The 22,699-nt window shown below is 33.1% G+C and carries 23 protein-coding genes and 2 pseudogenes; 11 read left to right on the top strand and 14 right to left on the bottom strand.

All coding sequences use genetic code 11. The features are described 5' to 3' along the window. Nucleotides 1–864, bottom strand: coding sequence for a LysR family transcriptional regulator (locus ASE40_RS16840; protein WP_057118293.1), 864 nt, complete (start codon nucleotides 862–864; stop codon nucleotides 1–3). A 63-nt stretch (nucleotides 865–927) separates the two neighbouring features. On the opposite strand from ASE40_RS16840, the gene ASE40_RS16845 reads away from it, so the two are divergent. Together ASE40_RS16845 and ASE40_RS16850 are read left to right on the top strand one after the other, a co-directional pair. Continuing rightward, nucleotides 928–1,446 carry a GNAT family N-acetyltransferase gene (locus tag ASE40_RS16845; protein WP_057118294.1) on the top strand — a complete coding sequence of 173 codons (519 nt, stop codon included), beginning with the start codon at nucleotides 928–930 and terminating at the stop codon, nucleotides 1,444–1,446. Between the two features lie 37 nt (nucleotides 1,447–1,483). Then, on the top strand, nucleotides 1,484–2,371 hold the full coding sequence (locus tag ASE40_RS16850; RefSeq protein ID WP_057118295.1) for a DMT family transporter: 888 nt from the start codon (nucleotides 1,484–1,486) through the stop codon (nucleotides 2,369–2,371). Between the two features lie 111 nt (nucleotides 2,372–2,482). On the opposite strand, the pseudogene ASE40_RS16855 reads toward ASE40_RS16850, so the two are convergent. The 10 genes and pseudogenes from ASE40_RS16855 to ASE40_RS16900 all read right to left on the bottom strand — a co-directional run. After that, a pseudogene (locus ASE40_RS16855) lies at nucleotides 2,483–4,744 on the bottom strand (ATP-binding protein); the annotation flags it as partial. A gap of 4 nt (nucleotides 4,745–4,748) precedes the next feature. Then, nucleotides 4,749–5,342, bottom strand: coding sequence for a biliverdin-producing heme oxygenase (locus ASE40_RS16860; protein WP_057118296.1), 594 nt, complete (start codon nucleotides 5,340–5,342; stop codon nucleotides 4,749–4,751). A gap of 317 nt (nucleotides 5,343–5,659) precedes the next feature. Next, the gene (locus ASE40_RS16865) at nucleotides 5,660–7,090 is read right to left on the bottom strand and encodes a glycosyltransferase family 2 protein (protein ID WP_057118297.1); all 1,431 of its coding nucleotides are present in this window, start codon (nucleotides 7,088–7,090) and stop codon (nucleotides 5,660–5,662) included. A 12-nt stretch (nucleotides 7,091–7,102) separates the two neighbouring features. Further along, on the bottom strand, nucleotides 7,103–7,924 hold the full coding sequence (locus ASE40_RS16870) for a hypothetical protein (RefSeq protein ID WP_057118298.1): 822 nt from the start codon (nucleotides 7,922–7,924) through the stop codon (nucleotides 7,103–7,105). Between the two features lies 1 nt (nucleotide 7,925). After that, nucleotides 7,926–9,140, bottom strand: coding sequence for a YaiO family outer membrane beta-barrel protein (locus ASE40_RS16875; protein ID WP_057118299.1), 1,215 nt, complete (start codon nucleotides 9,138–9,140; stop codon nucleotides 7,926–7,928). Further along, nucleotides 9,140–9,505 (bottom strand): response regulator transcription factor, encoded by a 366-nt coding sequence (locus ASE40_RS16880; protein ID WP_057118300.1) that lies wholly within the window; start codon nucleotides 9,503–9,505, stop codon nucleotides 9,140–9,142. The genes ASE40_RS16875 and ASE40_RS16880 overlap by 1 nt, the downstream gene beginning before the upstream one ends. A gap of 77 nt (nucleotides 9,506–9,582) precedes the next feature. After that, nucleotides 9,583–11,568 (bottom strand): GAF domain-containing hybrid sensor histidine kinase/response regulator, encoded by a 1,986-nt coding sequence (locus ASE40_RS16885; protein WP_057118301.1) that lies wholly within the window; start codon nucleotides 11,566–11,568, stop codon nucleotides 9,583–9,585. 78 nt (nucleotides 11,569–11,646) lie between these two features. Then, a complete protein-coding gene (locus tag ASE40_RS16890) occupies nucleotides 11,647–12,588 on the bottom strand; it encodes a homocysteine S-methyltransferase family protein (RefSeq protein ID WP_057118302.1) in 942 nt (313 codons plus the stop codon). Nucleotides 12,589–12,673: 85 nt separating this feature from the next. Next, nucleotides 12,674–13,312, bottom strand: a complete 639-nt coding sequence (locus ASE40_RS16895) for an NAD(P)H-binding protein (protein WP_057118303.1) — start codon at nucleotides 13,310–13,312, stop codon at nucleotides 12,674–12,676. 107 nt (nucleotides 13,313–13,419) lie between these two features. Further along, entirely contained in the window at nucleotides 13,420–14,721 is a 1,302-nt protein-coding gene (locus ASE40_RS16900; RefSeq protein WP_057118304.1) for an alginate export family protein, read from the bottom strand. Nucleotides 14,722–14,853: 132 nt separating this feature from the next. Here ASE40_RS16900 and ASE40_RS16905 point away from each other — a divergent pair, with 132 nt between their 5' ends. The 3 genes from ASE40_RS16905 to ASE40_RS16915 all read left to right on the top strand — a co-directional run bounded on the left by ASE40_RS16905 (nucleotide 14,854) and on the right by ASE40_RS16915 (nucleotide 16,253). Further along, a complete protein-coding gene (locus tag ASE40_RS16905) occupies nucleotides 14,854–15,180 on the top strand; it encodes an ArsR/SmtB family transcription factor (RefSeq protein ID WP_057118305.1) in 327 nt (108 codons plus the stop codon). 52 nt (nucleotides 15,181–15,232) lie between these two features. Further along, complete coding sequence (locus ASE40_RS16910; RefSeq protein WP_057118306.1) at nucleotides 15,233–15,703, top strand: DUF6428 family protein; 471 nt, start codon at nucleotides 15,233–15,235, stop codon at nucleotides 15,701–15,703. Between the two features lie 130 nt (nucleotides 15,704–15,833). After that, the gene (locus ASE40_RS16915) at nucleotides 15,834–16,253 is read left to right on the top strand and encodes an arsenate reductase ArsC (RefSeq protein ID WP_057118307.1); all 420 of its coding nucleotides are present in this window, start codon (nucleotides 15,834–15,836) and stop codon (nucleotides 16,251–16,253) included. Between the two features lie 46 nt (nucleotides 16,254–16,299). On the opposite strand, the gene ASE40_RS16920 is transcribed toward ASE40_RS16915, so the two are convergent. Continuing rightward, complete coding sequence (locus ASE40_RS16920) at nucleotides 16,300–17,208, bottom strand: nuclear transport factor 2 family protein (RefSeq protein ID WP_057118308.1); 909 nt, start codon at nucleotides 17,206–17,208, stop codon at nucleotides 16,300–16,302. Between the two features lie 92 nt (nucleotides 17,209–17,300). Beyond that, complete coding sequence (locus ASE40_RS16925) at nucleotides 17,301–18,368, bottom strand: NAD(P)H-dependent flavin oxidoreductase (protein ID WP_057118309.1); 1,068 nt, start codon at nucleotides 18,366–18,368, stop codon at nucleotides 17,301–17,303. Between the two features lie 229 nt (nucleotides 18,369–18,597). Here ASE40_RS16925 and ASE40_RS16930 point away from each other — a divergent pair, with 229 nt between their 5' ends. The 3 genes from ASE40_RS16930 (at nucleotide 18,598) to ASE40_RS16940 (ending at nucleotide 20,278) form a co-directional block, all read left to right on the top strand. Next, on the top strand, nucleotides 18,598–19,191 hold the full coding sequence (locus ASE40_RS16930; protein ID WP_057118310.1) for a hypothetical protein: 594 nt from the start codon (nucleotides 18,598–18,600) through the stop codon (nucleotides 19,189–19,191). Nucleotides 19,192–19,316: 125 nt separating this feature from the next. Further along, nucleotides 19,317–19,805: a GNAT family N-acetyltransferase gene (locus tag ASE40_RS16935; protein ID WP_057118311.1), complete on the top strand. Its 489-nt coding sequence runs from the start codon at nucleotides 19,317–19,319 to the stop codon at nucleotides 19,803–19,805. Then, nucleotides 19,805–20,278: a MarR family winged helix-turn-helix transcriptional regulator gene (locus ASE40_RS16940; protein WP_057118312.1), complete on the top strand. Its 474-nt coding sequence runs from the start codon at nucleotides 19,805–19,807 to the stop codon at nucleotides 20,276–20,278. The genes ASE40_RS16935 and ASE40_RS16940 overlap by 1 nt, the downstream gene beginning before the upstream one ends. A gap of 2 nt (nucleotides 20,279–20,280) precedes the next feature. On the opposite strand, the gene ASE40_RS16945 is transcribed toward ASE40_RS16940, so the two are convergent. After that, the gene (locus tag ASE40_RS16945; RefSeq protein ID WP_373428866.1) at nucleotides 20,281–20,640 is read right to left on the bottom strand and encodes a winged helix-turn-helix transcriptional regulator; all 360 of its coding nucleotides are present in this window, start codon (nucleotides 20,638–20,640) and stop codon (nucleotides 20,281–20,283) included. Between the two features lie 105 nt (nucleotides 20,641–20,745). Between ASE40_RS16945 and ASE40_RS16950 the strand changes: the two genes are divergently transcribed. From ASE40_RS16950 to ASE40_RS16960, 3 genes and pseudogenes are all read left to right on the top strand, one after another. Next, on the top strand, nucleotides 20,746–21,378 hold the full coding sequence (locus tag ASE40_RS16950; protein WP_057118313.1) for a nitroreductase family protein: 633 nt from the start codon (nucleotides 20,746–20,748) through the stop codon (nucleotides 21,376–21,378). A 260-nt stretch (nucleotides 21,379–21,638) separates the two neighbouring features. Continuing rightward, entirely contained in the window at nucleotides 21,639–22,016 is a 378-nt protein-coding gene (locus ASE40_RS16955) for a hypothetical protein (RefSeq protein WP_057118314.1), read from the top strand. A gap of 117 nt (nucleotides 22,017–22,133) precedes the next feature. Further along, nucleotides 22,134–22,580, top strand: a pseudogene (locus ASE40_RS16960) (transposase); the annotation flags it as partial. Nucleotides 22,581–22,699 lie beyond the last annotated feature (119 nt).

Here is a 22,699-nt window from a genome sequence, read left to right on the forward strand (position 1 = left end):
TTACGGCAGAATCAGTTTTAAAACATTTGCTAGTACAGGATTATGATCTTCGGTTCTCCAATTGATATACAAATCAGTCTCTAAAGGAAGTTTTATAAATCGAATACCCGAGATTTCATGGAAAAGATAAGAATCTGGAAGAATTGCAATTCCGAGTCCTTTTCGAACCAAGGCAATAATTGCAGAACCGAATTCAGAATGAAGATATACTTCTGGTGCATTTTCAAAAGAATTGAATAATCGTTGTATTAAATCGCTGTAACTGCTGCCTTCATCGTTAGTTGGCAATATGAACTTTTGAGAAGCAAGTGTTTCTTTGGTAAGATCTTCGACAGTTTGATACGGATGGTTTTCAGGAACTACAATCGCCAAATTATCAGTATGGATTTTTTCTGATCGAATATCCCGCGAATTATTAATATCTCTGGTAATAGCCAAATCGATTTTATAATTTTGGAGATATTCCTGCTGATTTTCATACAGAACTTGGACCAATTTGATTTTTAGTTTTGGAAAAGCATTCGAAATACGGGACAAAATATCAGGCATAAGCGAAGCCGAAATAGAATCGGGATGCGAAATAGTAATAGTACCGCTCTCGCCTAACTGAATCTGGCGTGCCGACTGATGAATGAATTCGAGTTTACTCATTTCGACTTCCCATTTTTCTTTTAAAAACTGGCCGGCTGCTGTGAGTTTAACATTGCGTTTGTTACGTTCAAACAACTGAACGCCAAGCTGATTTTCGAGAGACTGAATCTGGCGGCTCAATGCAGATTGGGTAATATTCATTTTGCCGGCTGTATTCCAAAAATGAAGTTCACGAGATAAAGCTAGAAAATATTTAATTTGCTGTAAATCCATTGATGCAATTTACGCATTTATTAAAAACAAAAAATAGGTTTTAATGCATTAAAGAATAAAATAATGAGCACACTAGAAATAAAAAAAGCAGCTGTTAAAGATTTAGAAGCTCTTCAATTAATTGGAAGACAAACTTTTTCAGAAACTTTCGCAGAGGTAAACAGCGAAGAAAATATGATTAAATATTTGGAAGAAAGTTTTGCCGACGAAAAATTAACTGCTGAACTCAATCATCCAGATTCCCACTTTTACTTAGCCGAACTTGACAACAAAATTATTGGCTACTTAAAATTAAATACCGGCGGTGCACAAACCGAAAAACAAGATCTCAACGCTCTTGAAATAGAACGCATTTACGTCGCAAAAGAATTTCATGGTAAAAAAGTTGCACAGGCACTATATGCTCAGGCTTTACAAACTGCTGCCGAACTCAAAGCTGGATATATTTGGCTTGGCGTTTGGGAAAATAATCTTAGGGCAGTTAGCTTTTATACTAAAAATGGTTTTATTCAGTTTGATACTCATATTTTCAAATTGGGCGACGACGAACAAACTGATTTATTGATGAAGAAAGTTTTATAAATCAATTAAAAAGGCAATTTTTACGAATTATAACTTAATGGAAAGAAAACAATTTTTACTGATTTTACTAATCATTGGCACTGCATTTTGGGGTATCTCCTATTCAGTTACTAAAATGGCAATTGGAGATTATTCTCCTGACACTTTTTTGTTTTATCGTTTCCTTTTGGCTGTTATAGTTTTAACTATTATTTTTTGGAAATACGTTAGAAAAACAAATTTAGAGGCTGTTAAAACAGGTGCAATTTTAGCTTTTCCAATGTTTTTAGGAATTCAGCTTCAAACAGTTGGACTTAAATACAGCGATGCTTCGCAATGTTCTTTTATCGCTGGATTAACCGTTATCATCATTCCGTTAATTAAACTCGCGGTCTATAAAACCAATGCATCCTTAAAAATATGGATTGCAGCCCTAACTGCTTTAGCTGGTTTATTTATTATAGCCATACAAGATAAATTTACAATAAATATAGGCGATCTATTTACAATCGCGGGTGCTTTTGCTTTTGCGGTTTATTTGATTACTGTCGAAAAACATTCGGTTTTAAAGAATTTGCTGTATTCGATTGTTCCCATGTTTGCATTTTGCGCACTGTTTACTTTTTGTCTCGCAGTAACAGATTCTCAAGCGGTTTGGTTTCCAAAAAATGATACATTTTGGCTTGGTGTTGTTTATTGCGCACTTTTTTCTACTGCATATATGTATACGGTTTCGAATATTTCACAGCGTTATTTATCTGCCGAACGTGTTGCGGTAATCTATTTATTTGAGCCTGTTTTTGGTGCAATTGGCGCTTTTTTTATTTTGGGAGAAAATCTTTCTTGGCGTCTGCTATTGGGAGGAACTCTCATTTTTGCCGCAACTATAATTTCTGAAGTAAATTTTAAAAGCTCCAAGCTTAAAATTTTGGCTAAGAAAGATTAGAAAAATCTACACATAAAAATGGTTCTCGAAGATTTAGCAGATTAGGAAGATTTATTCTCATTTGATCTGCGTAATCTGTGAGATTTACGAGAAAAACAGTCAAAAAAAAANTGTATCTTCTGGGTCACATGGAAAATAAATAACTATATCAGTTCCTTCGCCAGGTTTTCCTTCTGCATGAATATCACCTCCAACGGCCTGCATGATTTTTTTACATAATGCCAGACCAACACCTGAGCCAGTATAATGTTCCTGAGTATGAAGTCTTGTAAAAACCTTAAAAATAGATTCGGCATATTTTTGCTCAAAACCAATTCCGTTATCAGAAAATCGGACCCAATGACAATACACTTTATACTTGTCATGTATGATTACAGGTTCTTGAGAAGCTGTTATTTTAATTTTTGGCTGTCTTTCAACTGAAGCGTATTTTAATGAATTCTGAAGAATATTAATAAATAATTGTCTCATTAAAAACCCAATAGCATGAATTTTTGGAAGATTTTCAGACTCAATTACTGCATTACTTTCTGAAAGTGCTTCAGACATTTCTTTAATTGTAGATTCTAAAATTTCATTTAAATCTACTTCATGAAGAGTATCCCTGGTGTTTTTTATTCGGGTATATTTTAAAATATCTTCCAATAAACCGCTCATTCTATTGGCAGATTTCGAAACACGTTGTAGGGAATTTGAAATTGAATCGGTTGAAATAACATCCAATTCAGATAACATTTTTGAGGTGATAAGCTGAATTTTACGCAATGGTTCCTGCAAATCATGCGTACTGATCCAGTTAATATTTTCGAGTTCTGAATTTGTTTCTTTTAATATTTCGCTTTGACTGCGATATTTTTCCTCTTCTTCACTCAACATAATCAAAATAAGCTGATTGTGCAAGGCGTGTGCATATTGAATAGCTGCATTAATTTCATACTGCTTCCACACACTGCTTTTATTTTTGACAATCTGTTTCCAGATATTGAATGAATTTCTAGGATGAAGTCCGTTGCTGTCTTTAACAATGCTTTTTTCAGGATCACCACCCCAATTAATTTCAGAAATAGTTTCGGGTCTGTACCAAATTATGTGATCATTATTTCCAAGAGAATGATAGATAATTCCAGCAAAATTTGAATTTTGAGCTAGTTCCGTGAAATCATCGCTGATTTTGTGAGTGGTAAATATTTCGTTGGAAAACTTAGCATTTATACCTTCAATCAGCTCCGTAATTTGTTCATCAGAAGGAACTATTCCACTTTTATAGATTTTTCCTCTAGATATAATAGAAACACCAGCTGCATTACAAAGTTCTAGTAATTGCGGTGCCTCACTAATTATTTCTAATGATTCTTGTTTAATCGGAAGATCAATACTTGTTAATTGCTCCAATGCTAAAATTGATTTGTGAGCATTTATATTCTCATCATTAGATTGGCGTATATCGATTTGTGAGGTAATAAATTGTCCTTGAAGTTTTGCAGCAAGTCTAATTTCGGGTGAAATATTTTTTTCTGAATAATGATGGCAGGCAATTAATCCCCACAATCTGTCATGATGGATAAGCGAAATTGTTAATGTTGCACCAACGCCCATATTTTTTAAATATTCTACGTGAATTGGCGATGTACTTCTCAATATCGAAAGACTTAAATCAAGATTTTTATTTTCTTTATCGTCCACCGTGTAAATTGGAACTGGCTCATAATTAATATCAACAATTAATCTCAGCTGATTTTTAATATATAATTCCCTTGCCTGAGCTGGAATATCGGTATGTGGATAATGGAGTCCTAAAAAAGGTTCAAGATCTTCCCTGCAGCTTTCGGCAAAGACTTCCCCATTATATTCTTCATCAAAACGATAAATCATTACACGATCGTAGCCTGTAATTTCACGTGTTCCCTGAGCCACTAATGCACACAAATCTTTAAGCGACTTGGTGTTGTTCATCTGCGTTACAAACTGAATCGTTTGTGTGTAGACGTCCGCCAATTTTTCTTTATCTGGAAACTGTGGTTCAGCTTCTAAAACATAAATATCATAACTTTTGTGAATACTAATTTGAAATAATTTTCCTAAAAGGCTTATTTCGAGCGGAAAAACATCTTGAATTTTATCTTCATTGATATACTCTAACAGCTGTTTTTCTGCTTCGGTACCAAAAACACTTTTAAAGTCTTTTCCTAATACCTCAGTATGAAGTAAATTTAAATATGCAACAATATTCTCTGTACAAAAATCTATTTTCCAATTGGAAGTAACGCCAATTAAAAAACCGTGAGGCTGAATTTTACCTGGTATATGTATCGGTTCATGCTCACAATTGGTCAACGTAACAATATCCCGATTAACTATATCTTTAATCTTCATTCTTTTATCTGCTCTCAAAGTGATTATAAATACTATCAAAAGCAAATACAGCTCCTTCTATTATAGCATCTCCACAATTATTCTGTTGTTCGTATTCTGATAGAAAGTTGAGGAAAGATTTCCAAAAACTTCCTGTTTTATCTCCGTAACCATTAAAATAAGAAACACCCTTATCTCCAGAAAGTTGCGGCACTTGTGAAACATTTTTTAAAATAAATCTACCGCCAAGCGTAGAACCTTCAACGACATAAAAAATTCCAAGAGCAAAAGGAACTGAAATGTTTTCAGTTTTAAAAACTTTCTCAGAGTTACTCAAATCATAGTTTAGAAAAGCAAGATCAGCCTCAATAAGTTGTTTTTTTCTTCTTTGTTCCAAATCACCTAAAAGTCCAGAAAATAATGGGTAAACCGTTTGTTCAGTATCAGCATGAACATCATGCATTAAATTTAGATATTTAGCGTATTCCTCAATTTTCATATCTGGTGACATAATTGACATGGAAACAGGAAGTTCTTCTAATTTTTTATGTGAGTCAGCAGTCTTTGTTTTCAAATCATTAAGAAAACTTGAGGCTACTGCAGTTGAATTTGTATTCATTATTTTACTATTACTTATTGGGAGGAATCTATGGAGAGTCTCTCTACAAATTTAGAAAAAAAACATTAGTAATAATTTTAAAAATACAGGTTTGTAAGATCAAAGTATTATTTTTTATTATTCTGCGATCAAACAAATTTCAAAAACAGTTTTTTCCTTTTCATTTTTCTAGAGAATATAAACTCCATGGGCTTCTATAATGTTTTTAGATAAAGTTAAACCTATCCGCGCACCTTCTTTTGTAGTGGTAAAACAATCGCATCAACCATTAACAATTAACAATCAACAATCAACAATTAACCATCAACAATCAACCATTATTTCTTAGTAAATCCTTTTCGTGTCATTTCTCCCCAGCCTTTCGTTCCCATAATTTTTTCTTTATAACCCACTAAAGCTGCATAAACAGTAAGTGGATGAAAATACAACGGTTCAATAAAAGCCGCCATAAGAAGCTTAAAGAAATCAATTTGTTTGGGATATTTATGATACGTTCGTTCTTCGCTATACAAAGCAATAACTGAAAAGAAAACAGCAAATGAATACACAAATAACAAAAGCAAAAAGAAAAAATGCCAGTTTAGCAGGCCAAATATTATAAAGAAAAGAGTTATTATAAGACCAATAAACTCAATTGCAGGAGCTAAAAACTCAAACAAAGTCCAATATGGTACGCTTAACATTCCTAATAATTTGTATTTAGGATTCAAAAACATTCTTTTGTGAATACTAAGGGTTTCGATTGTTCCTCTCATCCAGCGGCTGCGCTGTTTTTTGAAAATCTTAAAATCTTCTGGAGCTTCTGTCCAGCAAAGCGGATCTGGGATATAACTCACCGCATACGGAAGTTTGTTCTCCAGCATATAACGGCGCATTCTTACAATGAGTTCCATATCTTCCCCAACCGTTTTTGTGCTATAGCCTCCACACATTATGGCTACTTCTTTATCAAATGCACCAAATGCTCCGCTTATAAGCAGTAAACCGTCCAATCTTCCCCATGCCATTCTACCTAACAGAAAAGCCCTTAAATATTCTAAAACCTGAATTCTTGGCAGCATACGATCTGGAATATTAACCTCAACCAATCGTCCGTTTTTAATTATGCACTGATTGGCAATTCGAACAACACCGCCTGTGGCGATAATACGTTTTCCGTGTGATTCTAAAAATGGTTTTGCCAGTTTTAAAAGCGAATCTTTATCGAGAATACAATCAACATCTATACAAACTACATAAGGGTTTTCGGCAATATTAAGTCCAACGTTTAGAGCATCGGCTTTACCTCCATTCTCTTTGTCGACAACTATTAATTTTTTATAAGCCGCGTTTCTTGAAGTGTAAATTCCTTTGATTTTTTTAGTTTCAATTTGCGGATGAATATCTAATTCAGTCAAAACAAGATCATAGGTTTTGATCAGGATTTCCATCGAATTGTCCTTACTTCCGTCATTCACTAAAATTACTTGATAATGATTATAATTAAGAGAAAGGAGTGATTTTACATTTTCTTCAATAGTTAAACCTTCATTGTATGCAGGAGCAATCAGCGAAAGTTTTGGTGCAAATTCACTGGTAAGAAGCACTTCATAATCAACAAAACTATTTTTCTTAAGGTAACTTCGCAGTTCTTTTGTAGAAAGATAAGCGAGTAGTAAATAAGAAGACATGATTAATATGGCGTAACCCAGTATAAGAAGTATGTATACATCCAAAAACCATATTATTTCAGTAGTAAAAAAAGTCATTTTCTTATAAAGTTAAACGGTTAATGTCTGCAGAATACTTTGCGCTTCGTATTTTATTACTGTGTTTGGGGCTTTTGCAGCCAATTGCGCTACAAACGGAATTTTCTGAGTCAGTTTTAATTCTTTTATCAGTTTTAACCCCAGCGTAATAACAGTTGTATTCTGAGATTCTAATAAAAGCTCAATTCCTTTTGTATCTCCTATATCGTGTTTTTTAAACGCTGCGATAATATTCAGCTGAGTCCAATCATCAATAGGATCTGAATGTTCGACCAGATATACAACGCTTTTTGTGCCCGCAAGTCTAATACAGGCGTTTATGGCAGTAATTTTTAAAGTTTTATTTCGAGCTTTTGAATAACTTATGATTTCATCAAAAGCTTCTGTAATATTAAACTCTGACAGTTCTGTGATTCCTTTGCATTTTATTTCCCATTTTAGACTTTTAAGTTTTCTAAAAGAGCCTTTTATCAAATTAGAATCTTTATAAAATTGTTCAAGCTTTTGTGCATAAATACCTTCGTAATTCTTATGCAGATTTATAATTGATTCTGTCAATACTTCCTTGAAAAATGAAGTATCAAAAAGCACTAAAAAGTTTTTATTTTCTTTGATGCTTGAAAATGAAACATCGTTAAAGATTACTGATGTCATCAATTGATCAATCTCTGCACTATATTCATTTCTAAGTCTTTCTCTTTTAATTTTCTTATTTCGGCTTGCTACAATTAACAAGTACAAAATAAATGAAACGCAAACAAATGCGTAAATAGAAAAAGTAAGGAAAGGTATTTCCCAGCTGCCGTTTTTATATATTTCCCAGATATCTTTCATATTAAAAACGTTTAGTTACAATTAACTGAACATTAAATCTGTTTCTGTATTCTCCTGGAATATATTCTTCGCGCTCATACAGGAAAATAGGACGCACAAAGAAAGATTCGCCAAAACGATGCTGATATTGTATTCCTGCTCTATAAGCTTTTAAAGGCTGGGTAAAACTATTATAGAGATATAAATACGGAACATTTCCGTATTGCAATTCAAATCTTATCAAACGTTCTTTTTCTTCATTTACTTTCTGCAAGCTCAAAACATGAGAAAACAACTCGTTTGAAGTATCATAATACGGTCTGTATGCCACAGTATAAGTTCCAGCTGTATACGCAATTTGTCCCGTTAGTAAAGTGATATCATCTGTATCAAAATGCATAAATCTGGCTCCCAGAGAATAATCAAACTTTTTATGCGGAGCAAAATAATATTCTAAACCTGCTTTTGCGACAGGAAATATTGTTTCGCCTGTAGAAATTCCACCATTTGCATATAAATAACTTTTGTTGGAGAAAGTCTGATAATAATCGGCTTCGAACAACATTTGTGTATCGTCATTAATATGCCCCACATTGGCACGGCCGACAATGGCAGATTTGCTGAATTTATGTGAATATTCTACATAACCATAATGAAATGGCGACTGTCCTGGTTCTGAAGTTGAAATATTCAAGTAAGAAGCAGAAACGGTATTTTTTGCTTTGCGTCCTATGAGTGTACGTATTCCACTGAATGCCTGAGTGCTGTTATCGATAAAAGATGCTTTTTCTATTAAATCTAATGCTTCTTGATCACGATTGAGTTTCTCTAAACAAGTGGCTTTTATCTTTAAAACATCAATGGATTTTGGATCAATTACAAGATATTTATCGCAGTAAGTAATACACTTTTCATAATCTTCAGACCAAAAATAAATATTAATAATAGCCTGCAGTGCTTCTGGATTTGGATTAACTCTGTCTGTCATTGGAGACAAAATTTTTACTGCTGTTTTATAATCTTTTTTCCAGCTGTAAATACGTCCGGTGTAGACTTGAATATCTTCATTTTCTGGAAACTTATTCCGCAAAGGTTCAATGAGTGACAATGCTTTATCGTAGTTTTCTTTTTCTACTTCTCGTTTTACATTTGCCAAAGTCTCGTCTACATTGACTTCCTGCCCAATTGCAATGGACGAAAAAAAGAGTATAAAAATGGAGTAATAGATAAACTTCATTAGAAACGTTTGTTTAGTAATTTATTAATCCTTACCAAAAGTACAGCCGGACTGACTGGTTTGGCAATAAATTCATTGGCGCCTATATCGAAAGAATCTAATTCGGTTTGTTCTACACCCGAGGAAGTAAGTATGATTATGGGAACATCGGAGTTAATGCTTTCTCTAACATATTGCGTGATTTCCATTCCGCTTTTTCCAGGCATGTTTATATCTGTCAGAATTAGATCGTAATGATTGGCCTCTATTGCCTCCAATGCATCTTTTCCATCTGAAAATTGGTCAACACTAAATCCTTTAGATTCTAAGAAAAAAGATAATGATTTGCGTAGGATGTCATTATCTTCTGCTAAAATAATTCTCATTTTTTTTATATTTATCTTTGGGGCAAACTTTATATTATGACATCATAATTGTAAAGCTAGAATATATTTCTCTTTTATCATAGCGCTTTCAGAATTTTAACGACTTCTGCAATTCCACAATGTAAAATATTCACTTTATCAAGAGTTTCGCTGGTAAATTCATTCGCTTTTGCTTCTTCTTCAATTATACTAACACAATTACTAAGATCTTCAAGCATAAAAATATCTAAACTCGATTTCATATTATGAGCTAGCTTTTTTACGGTATCGTGATCGGTATTATGAAATGCTTCTTCTAATTGTGCTGTTTGAGCTGGTATCTTTTCTATAAAAAGATTGATCATTTCTTTTCTAAAATCGGGATCTCCGCAAGACATTTCATCCAGAAAAGAAAGATTTAAAACTCTTTTATGCGAAATGTCATTATCTGGGTTCATTACCGTTTTTATTGCTTTTAAAAGAACTGACTGTTTAAATGGTTTTGGCACATACGCATTCATACCTACTTTGTAACAGCGCTCCTGCTCTCCCACTAAAGAATGCGCCGTCATGGCAATAATCGGAATTGACGAATTCATTTCGTTACGAATATATTCTGTTGTCTGATAACCATCTTTAAGAGGCATTTGAAGATCCATCAAAACCAAATCATATTCATTTTGAGACAAAAGTTCTATTCCTTCTTCTCCATTATGCGCAATATCCAAATCAAATCCGAAATTATTAATTACGCTTTTTGCCAGCTTTTGGTTTAAAACATTGTCTTCGCAAAGAAGTATTTTAAGATGACCAAGGTCATTTTTAGACATTAATTTTACTGGAGCTTCTATAACTTGTGCCTTTTTATAGCTAAGAATAAAGATAAATTCAGAACCACGGTTCAGTTCACTTTTTACCTTAATTTCTCCATTTTGCAATTCTATTAACTGCTTTACGATGTTAAGACCAAGTCCTGTACCACCGTAAGTTCTCGTGGTACTTTCTTCTCCTTGAGTAAATCGTTCGAAAATAGTTGTCAGCTTGTTTTTCTGGATACCAATTCCGGTATCTTTTACTGAAAACTTTAATGTATAATTATCTTCTGTTTCTTCAATTTTTTTGACAGAAACGGTTACTTCACCTTCATTGGTAAATTTAAGGGAATTGCCTATCAGATTAACCAATATTTGGTTGAGTCTACCTTGGTCACCAACCACAACATCTGGCATTTCTGCATCTAAAAATAGATTGAACTCTACTTCTTTCTGCCTCTTTACTTTTAATAAATCATAAACGTGTTTAAGGGTCTTTTTTAAATTAAATGGCTCCGAATCAATTGCCAGGTTCCCCGATTCAATTTTAGAAAGATCTAAAATATCATTTACAATCAACAGCAGATTTTCTCCTGCTATCTGCACGCTTTCAATATATTCGCGCTGAACATCATCTAAATCAGTCTGAGCAAGAAGATCAGTAAAACCAATTACGGCATTTAAAGGTGTTCTGATTTCGTGGCTCATATTGGCCACGAAACTATCTCTAGCTAATACTGCTTTTTCAGCAATTTTTTTCTGGGCGTCTAACTGGGCATTCTTTGTGCCTAATTCTAATTGAGCAATTACGTGTTTAGCAATAATTGAAAGTGCATTTCGCTGATTATCGTTAAGTTCTTTAGTAACATGGTCTATAGCACACAAAGTTCCTATATTGTAGCCATCAGGCGTTGTAAGGGGAACTCCTGCGTAGAATCTAACATTAAATCCGCCGGTAACATTAGGATCGTTTTTAAATCTATCATTTAAATGGGTATCATTTATTTCTACCATTTTCGATTCCATAATCGTATAGCGGCAAAAAGAGATTTCTCGAGGCACTTCAGATGCTCCAATTCCAATTTCAGACTTAAACCATTGTCTGTTTTCATCTATAAACGAAATATGAGCAATGGGAACACCGCAGATGTAAGAAACAAGCTTTGTTGCATCGTCAAAAGCGTGATCGGGAAGTGTATCTAATATATTATAGCGTTTTAAAGCTGCTAAACGTTGTAATTCGTTTTCTGGTATGGGGAAATCGTTATTCATTTTATTAATAGGTAAAGCGTACAAAGATAAGCTAATTTAAAATATGACATTTACCTAGCTATTAGTTTCTTATAAAACTTAACTCCTTATTTGCTCAATAATTTCTACCAAATGTTCTTCATCTGTGCCACAGCAGCCTCCAAAAACGTTTAAGTGACCAAAGGAATCTTTCAATTTTTTATATTCTTTTCCTAGTTCTTTGGGAATTCCACGATCTAATACTGTGGATTCGTCTAGTTCTGCGTGGCTTTTGCAAGACGCATTTGCCCTAATACCTTTTATTCGTTTGATCCAATTTTCATCTTCTTTCAATTCTTTAAAAAAATGGGCTGGATGTGCACAGTTAATCATGTAATACAAAGGCGGAACTGATACACTTTTATCTACTTTTTGTATTGCTTCTTTTAGACTCATGCCAGTTGGCAATTTTCCATCTGTTTCAACTGTAAATGAAATAACAACAGGGGTGTTCACGTTTTCTGCAGCCTTTACGATACCAATAACCTCTTCTACATAATTCATAGTAAGTGCAGAAACAAAATCGACTGGAGCGATATTTAATGCCTTAATTTGGTCAGAATGATACGCTTCTGCTTCTTCAATACTCATACAATTTTCAGGTACGTATCCATCGCCACGAGGGCCAATACAACCGCTTATAAGAATAGAATGTATATCTTTTTCAAATATTGTTTTTAACTCAGCAAGCAATACTACTGCTTTTTTATTTAAGGCCGATAACTCATCCCTAGGATAACCAATTCTTTGAATCCAATCTGGGTTTGCACGCCATGTTGGAGTTTCTAAAATAAAATTGGTTTTGTATTTTTTGGCAATATTTAAATATCGTTTGTAATAGTTTTTGATTGCTTTATAACCCAGCTGATGCTTCAATAAATCAAAAGCAGCAAAACAAGGCAGATCAAATCCTTCCAGAAAAATTAAGGTTGTTTCAAGTCCTCCATCTGTTAAAAACACATCATCAGACTCTGTCGGTAAAGTATTTTTATTCGTCTCCATTTACATTCCTAATTATAAGTTATTAAAAATCAAATAAATAACATTATAAATATACGAAATTATAATTCTGGAAATTGATAAAAAATCAAAGCGCAATAATACGATCCAATTCTAGTATTGTTGTTCCTCTTGAAAGTGCTGTTGGAGCTTTTAGTAACTTATCTGCTAGAAATGAGGTCGAAATTGGTTTTACGTTTTTGAAAAGGCCTATGGCATTGAATAATTTAATAACTTTAATTGAAATTTTTTCGCCTAATCGATCCGTATTTTGACGAATTAAAGGTCCAGGTCTGAAAATTATATATTGTGAAAAATTAAGATCGTCTATATATTCTTCAAGCTTTCCTTTCATTTTAGAATAAAAAACACTGCTTTTTGCTGATGCACCATAAGAGGAAACCAAGACCAAAGAATTTACATTGTTTTTTCTTGCAGCAACTGCAAATGCTGCCGGAATATCAAAATCTATTTTCCATTGATTATCTTTTGAACCTGCATCTTTTAATGTGGTGCCGAGGCAAGAAAAAAGAACATCTCCAGTAATTAAATCCTGAAACGAATTGACATCTGAAAAATCAACAATATGCTCCGTAAGTTTTGGGTGTGATTTCCCGAATGGCCTTCTCACAAAAACTGAAACCGAGGCATAATTATTATCCCATAAAAGCCTATCAACCAGTTCTTTTCCTGTTGCGCCCGTTGCACCAATTATCAATGCTTTCATAACTAAATAGTTTTAAAAGTAAATATAATGATCTTTTTAATCGAAACCTCTTTTACTACCTTAAGAAAGAGGTTTTATTTATTACTCATGTAATGGGGTTTATTTTATTATTTTCTTGCTCTTCTGCAATTAACAGCATTAAAAGAATAAGAAACCATCAAATAACTCCAAAATGATAATTTGTTTTCATCCTGCACTTTTGGAAGGTTTTTCATTGAATCTTTTGCTTTATAAAATGAAAATGCGGCGTTAATTTCCAGCTCTTTTAATGGAATATATCTTACTGAAAAATCATTCTCAAATCCCAGAAATCTCGACATATCCTGATTTAAACCGTCTACTAACGGATATTGGGTATAAAAAAGATGAAAATCGTTACGAAGCGATAATTTTGTGTTTAAAGGAAAAGAAGCAAATAGATAAGGATTTACCAAACCTTTTCCTCCTACATCAGCGGGAAAGCGGGTAAACACATTCATATTTCCATTAAATTTCCAGGTAACGCCATATAAAACGTCAAAATCTGCGGTTCTATCAATATTTAAAGCAGCACTACTGCCGCTTATAATTTCTGCACCCAAACGCCATGTTGATTTTTGCAGTGACAATTTAACCTCCGGCTGAAAATAGTATGCCAGCAAATGCTGTCCTTTCTGATTTTGTCCAAATTGCAGATAACTGTTTAAAGTATAATACCACTGATTCCTTTTAAACTCGATTCTCCCTCCTGTGGTTGCCCGTGCGTACAAAGTTTCTCCATTTGTTTTTTCTAAAAAATCAACCGTACTACTCGAGTTGAAAGAGAAGTTTTGATGTGAGTTATAACTAAAATTATACACCAGCATGTACTTATATTTATTGGATGCAACAGGCGAATAAGCTGCCTCAAAACTAGTATTGTAATTTCGTGTAAACAAAAAGAAAAGATCATTCATAAAATGTTTAGAATATTTCATGATTCGAATTCCTTCATGCGATCTTCCCTGCTGTGCCCAAGGAGCATCAGAAAACAATCTCCCATTATCCAATAAAACACTTTGCCTTCCTAAACGAAAATTTACATTCTTAAATTTAGTTTCTAAAAACAATTGATAAAAATTAATACTTCCGACTTTAGAATTAGAATTTTCATTATCCCAAAGATGAATTTCTTGGACGTCAGCTTTTAAGAGCCATTTTTCTTGGGAATACTGCATTGAAATCCTATTTCGCTGTGTAATATAAAAATAAGGATCAATAGAATCGTTTGGAGGCAGTATGTAGTTTGAAGTATATTCTGCTCTTGGACGAACTTCTATATTTAATATAAACTGCCTGGCTATAGTATCGATTTGCTGTGCGTTGACGTGATTACCAATTGCGGTAAAAAAACAGAAAATGGAAAATGATGCAATTGTATTTTTTGGCACTATTTGATATTATCTATAGAATTAATATACAAATGTAATTATTGTCTCGTTATTTCATTCGAAGAAATTTAACTTTAAAAATTATATTGTAATTAATTATTATCGTAATATTGCAATATTAAATTACAAAAAATGGGAGCAACTAAAACAGAACATTTTACAGATGCACAAAACCAGATTGCTACAATTGCTAAAGCATTGGGACATCCTGCCAGAATCGCAATTCTAGAATATTTGCTTAAGGTGAATGAATGCATTTGCGGTGATATTGTAAACGAACTTCCGCTTGCACAGCCAACAGTTTCGCAGCATTTAAAAGAACTTAAGAATGCGGGTATCATTAAAGGAAATATTTCAGGAAACTCAATTTGCTATTGTATTGATGAAAAAGCTATTGCTATTTTAAATACTTATTTCTTAAAAATCACACAAAGCCTTTCACAATCTAAATGCTGCTAAACATTTTTTTGAAAAACTCTATCGTAATATTGCATTAAACAAATAAAAAGTTATGAAACTATCAGAAATCAAACAGCTTTTACCAACATTACAAAATGTTGAATTTCAGTTAGAAAATGGAACCTTTGTTCCAGAACATTTCCATGTAACCGAAGTGGGAATTATCAAAAAGAACTTTATAGACTGCGGAGGTGTTGTACGAAATGAGGAAGTGGTAAACTTCCAGCTTTGGAATGCCAATGATTTTGAACATCGATTAAAACCAAATAAACTACTGCATATCATCCAGCTTTCGGAAGATAAGTTAAATATTAAGGATCTTGAAATCGAAGTAGAATATCAAAACGCAACTATTGGAAAATATGATTTGGATTTTAATGGGAAAAACTTTGTTCTTAAAAATAAAACAACAGCTTGTTTAGCACAAGATGCGTGCGGTATTCCATCTGAAAAACAAAAAATAATTCTAAGAGAATCAATCGATAACAGTTCTTGCTGTACACAAAATTCTGGATGCTGCTAATAATGAAAGCACTAATTATTAAATATAAAAAACCTATTATTATTACCACTTCCGTTGTTGTGCTGCAACTTATTTTTGGCTTTGAACCCAAATTTTGCATCATTAATATCATTTGGTTATTCGTTTAAACATGGAAAAGAAAATACTTATACTTTGTACAGGAAACAGCTGCCGAAGCCAGATTGCAGAGGGTTATATGAGACATTTTGCCAAAAATAAAGCTGTAGTTTACAGTGCTGGCGTAGAAACCCACGGCGTAAATCCGAAGGCTGTTTTTATAATGAAAGAAGATGGAATTGACATTTCAAATCATACTTCAAACAATATTGATGAATACACTAATATTGATTTTGATTTTGTAATTACGGTCTGTGATAATGCTAAAGAACGCTGTCCATTTTTTCCAACAAAAGCGCAAAAATTTCATTATAATTTCCCAGATCCAGCCAAAGCAACTGGAACAGATGTCGAAATCGAAGAACAGTTTAGAACTGTAAGAGAATTAATAAAAGAATATTGCAGAGATTTTGCTGCAAAAAATTTAGCCTAAAATTTATTTACTAAAACCATTCTTTTAAACAAGAATGGTTTTAGTTTTAATCATGATTTACCATTTGGCGAAAAAGCATTAACTCTCCGTTACTATTTCTTTTCCAAACATTTATACTTTTTCCTTTTACATTTCCTTTTTTATCTCCATCGCTCCAATCGACACTGTAATAACCAAATTCTACAATTGCTTTTTGGGCATTAATAACTCCAGAAGTTCGAATCGAAATTTGATCGATACTTAAAGTTCCTGGTTTTTCATGTTCTATAAAATAAGCCGTGATATCTTTTTCGCCAGATAAAATCGGAGTGTAATAGGTTAAATACATGGCATCAGGCAGAAACATTTTTGCATGTTCGCCACCTAACCTATTTTGCACCAATTTTTTTATTGAATTGTTCCTTTCTATTACTTCCAAATTTAATTTATCAGATGTAACAAATTCTTTTGTGGAAGGAACTAATGCATCATCAATTTCAGGAATAAATCTGTCATCAAAATAACTGTCTGATCCCCATATTTCTGCAGCAATGGTCATTGGTTTATTTTTGGAAGCTTTCTTCCATAAAACCATATATTTTCCCGAATACGTATAGGGTTTTAAGTTTTGCTTATCCAAATGTTCCGTAAAATTTCCAATTTCCAAAACATAGCTTCCAAAATCCTGAAGTTCAAGAATAGTTCTTTGATAAGAAATAACTTTTGCCTGATCCAGCCATTGTTTATAGAAATCAGCAATGCTTTTATTTCCAGTTCTTTGCCTGCTGTGCTCGGGCATTAAAATGGTTTGTTCTGTATAGGCTTTTAGTAAAGCTTCTTTATTTCCTCCAGTAAAGTCTGCTGCAAAAGAAGAATTGTAACTTTCTATCTGCTTGCGAACATTCGAATCTATTTTATTTTCTTGTGCAAAAACTCCCAATGCAAAAAGAAAAAAGGTAAAACTAAATTTGATCATATCCAGTTCTTTTTAATTGATATTCAAATATAAAACATTAATAATCAATATTTTAAAATATATCAAAAATAAATAACTCGACTATCTTACTGCTACTTTACACTAAACTTTTCTACCTCTTCGATTAAATTCTTGATAAGATTTCCTGTTGAAATTTCGCTGTAATCAGTAATTGACTGGCCCGCCCAAATACCTACAAAATCTGGATTTTTTACCAGTTTAGAAGCCTTTCTCAATTCGGCAGTCAATTTATTTTGATAAGGATATGGGAGAACAAATTCCGTATTTTCAACTTCTTCGATAAAAGCATTTCTAATACCTCGGGCGTATCTGCCAGAAAAACTTTTAGTTAACACAATTTCGTTTTCTTTTAAATTTCTAAGACGTTGTTTTTCAAAATCATGTAAAGCACTTTCGGCAGAACCTAAAAATAAGCTTCCAATTTGAAAACCATCGGCACCGAGCAATTTAGCAGCCAATAAGGTTTTAGCATTGTAAATACCGCCTGCATAAATAATAGGTGTTTTTACAGTTTCTGTTACTTGAGACAACAGTGGCATTCCTCCTATCTGCGGAATAGTTTCTTCTAAAAAACTTCCTCGATGTCCGCCAGCTTCAATTCCTTGTACACAAATGATGTCAATGCCGCTATTTTCCAATACAACAGCTTCCTCAACAGATGTACAAGTTCCTACTAAAAGCACATTATTTTCTTTTAATTTGGAAATACTTGCAGCATCTAAATTCCCAAAAGTGAAACTAACAATACAGTTTTCTTTCAGAATCACTTCAATTTGATCGTGATAATCGGTCAGTTTAATTTCGCTTAAAAGCGGAAAATCAGCCACTACTCCTGATTTTTGACTAAAATCTTTCAAAAATGCTTTTGTTTTATCATAATCGGCCTGGAGTTTTGGTGAAATCGCATCAATTTTATTTAGAAAAATATTTACTGCGAAAGGTTTGTTCGTTAATTCTTTTGTGGCTTTAATCAATTCGATACACTTGTCTGCCGGAAGATCTCCAAGAGCCAGCGATCCTAAGGCACCTGCATTAGAAGCTGCAGCAGTCATTTCTGGAGTTGTAACACCAAGCATCGGCGCTTGTATAATTGGATAATCAATTTTAAACAAGTCTGTTAAATTATTTTTCCATTCCATAATATTTGATTTTTGTATGAAAAAGAATCTTGCAAAACAGATTCTGATTTCATACATAAAGATAAGCCAGTTTCAGCGATAAAATGTCAAATCCTGAATGAGATGGAAGTTAAATTTTCGACAATTAATTGGTAATAATACAATAATTAGCCCCATAAAATGTTTATATAGAAAGACCTAATTGGTCATTTTTTAATAATTATTACCCCAAGATTAATATTTACAAAGTATGAAAAAAATATTTTTGATAACTGCTATTGCTTCGTTTTCAACGCAGATTTATGCTCAGGAATTAAACAATAAGTTCAAATCAATTCCGGCAAAAGATCCTGCCGTTAAAGAAGTTATTCCACCGAAAGAAGTTTCTCCAAAAGAAAATCCGCCGGCAGTCGTAGAAAAACCTGCTCCACTACAGGTTAATCCAGACGAATTGTTCAAAGACACCAATCTATACAAACAGGAATCGAATGTTGATGGGATTTTTTATAGAAGAAACCAGTTTTTAGGAAACTTTAATACCAATGCGGTTACTTCTACTGTTATGTATCGAGATGCTGCTTTTGTAGATGGTGATAAAGTAAAAGTATATTTAAACGATAAAGTTATTGAACCTGAAGTTTCCTTGGATGGCGAATTTAAAAGTGTTAAAATAAATTTAGTTAAAGGAATCAATAAAATTGATATTGAAGCTTTAAACGAAGGATTCGCTTCTCCAAATACTGCCGAATTTAAAGTTATCGATGACAAAGGTGCTGTTATTTCTGCCAGCGAATGGAATGTCGGAACGGGTTATAAAGCTGTAATTGTTTTAGTTAAAGAATAAAATCTTCACTCGAATACAATTCAAAATCATAAAAAACACTTAAAACTGCTGACTTCAGCAGTTTTTTATTTGTATATATGTAGTTAACTACGTAGTTTTGTACCTATATTAAATTTTGAAATACAATGCATATTAAGCCTATACAAAATGAGTACGAAAATGAAATCGTAGATTTGATTTTAAACATTCAGCAAAAAGAGTTCAACGTTCCTATTACAATAGAAGATCAGCCGGATTTATTAGAGATTGAGAATTTTTATTTTAAACCGGGAGGAACTTTTTTAGGAGCTTTTATCGATGAAAAATTGGTTGGAACTATTGCTTTGGTAAAATTCAATTCCGAAGCTGGTGCGATTAGAAAAATGTTTGTTAAGAAAGAATTCAGAGGAAAAGAATTTGCAATTGCGCAGCATTTATTAGAGCAATTAATTGCGTACAGCCAAGAAAATGGTATTAAAGACTTATATTTAGGGACTGTTTCTATATTGCAGGCGGCTTTGCGTTTTTATGAGAAAAACAATTTTGTAAAGATTTCTAAAGAAGCGCTGCCAGTCGATTTTCCACTAATGAAACCAGATAATGTATTCCGCCATTTGCAACTAAACTCGAAGTAATGAATATAATTGACGAAATTGGCATATTAGCCTTATCTACACGACTACAGCGTCTTAGTGAACAATTACGCAAAGATGGAGCACTTGTATACAAATCTTTTGATATTGATTTTGAGCCTAAATGGTTTCCAGTTATTTATACGCTTCATATAAAAGAAATGCTCAGCGTTGTAGAAATTGCCAGTGAAATTGGCTACAGCCATCCGTCAACAATTAGTCTGCTTAAAGAATTGGAAAAGCAAAAAATAATCAGTTCTAGAAAAGATAAATTAGACGAACGAAAAAGATTGATTGTACTTACTGAGAAAGGAAAAGAGTTGATTTTAAAAATGCAGCCCGTATGGGATCTTATGAAAAATACCTTAAACGAAATTGCAGATAATCAAAATAATCTTTTGAAAGCCATCGAAGAAGCTGAACAAAAATTAGCCAATCAAGGATTTTTTCAAAGAATATCTGAACTCAAAAGCTGACATTATCCTCTTCCCGTAATCTTTTTTCGGTGATTAACTCCCCATTTTGCTAAAGAATCTATTACGTCTTTTAATGTATGCCCATATTCTGTCAGTTGATACTCGACAGTTATGGGTTGAGTTTTTAAAACAGTACGCGTAACCAATTGGTTTTCTTCCAGATTTTTTAATTCCCTGCTCAGCATTTTTCCCGAAATTCCTTCTACTTCTCGCAGCAAATCGGTAAATCTTAAAGTATTAAAACAAAGGGATGCAATAATAGAAATTTTCCATCTTCCGTTCAAAATATCCATCGCATCGTGCACTGCCATAATGTTTTGATTGCATGCTTTTCGATCGTGTTCTGGCTCTTTTATCATCATATGTTAGTAAGTTACCTCGATGTTACAGTTACTTTTGGTAATCAGATGACAAAAATACACTTAAAGTTTTTACATTTGAATGAAATTTTAATCAATTGAAAAAAAATGGCCTTAATAGATGCACTAAAGTGGCGTTATGCTACTAAAAAAATGAACGGACAAGTGGTTCCGCAAGAAAAAGTAGATTATATTCTTGAAGCTGCTCAATTAGCTCCTTCTTCGTCTGGATTACAGCCTTACAAGGTTTTTGTAGTAACAAACCAAGAGTTAAAAGAAAAATTAAGAGGAGTTAGTTTTGACCAAAGCCAAGTTACTGATGCGTCTCACGTATTGATCTGGGCAGCTTGGGACGGTTATAGCTTAGATAAAATTTCTGCTGTATTTGATAAAACTATAGCAGAAAGAGGAATTCCTGCTAACGCGATGGATGAGTACAAAGAGAGACTTTGGGGAATGTACGAACCTCTTGGACAAGAATGGCACGCAAACCACGCTGCAAAACAAGCTTATATTTCATTTGGTGTAGCTATTGCCGCTGCTGCAGAACAACAAGTAGATGCAACACCAATGGAAGGTTTTATTCCTGCTGAAGTGGATAAACTTTTAGGTTTGAGCGAACAAGGTCTTAAAAGCGTTGTAATTTTACCTCTTGGATATAGAGATGAAGCTAACGACTGGCTGGTAAACTTGAAAAAAGTGAGAACAGCAAAAGACGAATTTATTACAGAAATCAAGTAAAAAAATATTTTTTAGTTTGTTAATATTGCTTCTGAAATTGCATATATGCTTTTTCAGAAGCATTTTTATTTTAACAATTTTGAGTCAAAAATAAATTTCAATTCAACAAATATGTAAAAACCACTTTTTACCGAGTACTATTTTTTGTGTTCTAAACAAAAATAGGTACATAAAGCGGATAATTAAATAATATGTTATAATTATTTTTGTGGAATCCAAAACAATTCAATCTTAATTACAACACATTAAAGTCCTACATTATGTCAGATTTTTTAACCCAATTTGGTGAAGACCTAAAAAAAAACGTCCCAGGTTTTATCGCAGTTTCGGTAGCTGAAATCGCAAGTGGTATGTCATATTACTCTCAATCTGTTGTTGCAGATTTTGATCCAGAATTAGCATCGGCTTATAACCTAGAAGTGGTTAAAGCAAAAATGAATGCAATTAAGGCTTTAAATCTACAAGGTCAGGTTGTTGATAACATCATGATTACGCTAAGTTCTCAAATACACATTATTGACGTATCTGACAATCAGCTTTATTTTATTTATCTAGCAGTAGACTCTACTAAAGCCAATTTAGGAATGACTAAATCTATTTTAAATAAATATAAAAAAGAGATCGCGACAAAACTGTAGTACCTGTAATTTTTTGCCCTAAAAGGAATATTCACTCTGAATGTTCCTTTTTTTTTACGTCAGATTTCGAACTTGTATAAAAGTTAATATATTTAGACAAAAAAAGAAGCTGAAAACATGGAGCTGCGCGCCTATTTTGAAAAATACCCAGATGAAGCCACTTGTATAGAAGAGCTTAAAAATAAACGTTTAGAAAACGGGCTGACTTGCAGAAAATGCAGTCATGATGTTCATTCTTTTAGAAGAAATGATCTTAAATTTCAGTGCCGAAAGTGTGGCAACCGCATTAGTCTGCGCTCTGGAACTGTGATGGAAAACTCTAACTTACCCATTAGATACTGGATGATCTGCATCGAATTAATGACGCTGACGCATCGAAAAATTTCCATTCTTAAAATTCAATATTTGTTAGGACACAAAAGATACGAACCCATCTGGCTGATGGTGCAGAAAATTCGTTTGGTAATGAAAATCAGGGATGAAAAGTACAGATTAAGAGCCTACTCTGAATTCGACCCAGAATTCCTTCAGAAAATTGACAAAATGACTATAGAGAAGAAAAAAACAAAAAGCGCCTAATCTGAAGCGCTTTTTGTTTTTTCAATGTCAATGTCAATCAATAACAATCAACCATTAACAATCAACCATTAACAATCAACCATTAACAATCAACCATTAACAAT

The organism is Flavobacterium sp. Root935 (assembly GCF_001429295.1).
In the GTDB taxonomy this organism is placed as follows: Bacteria; Bacteroidota; Bacteroidia; order Flavobacteriales; family Flavobacteriaceae; genus Flavobacterium.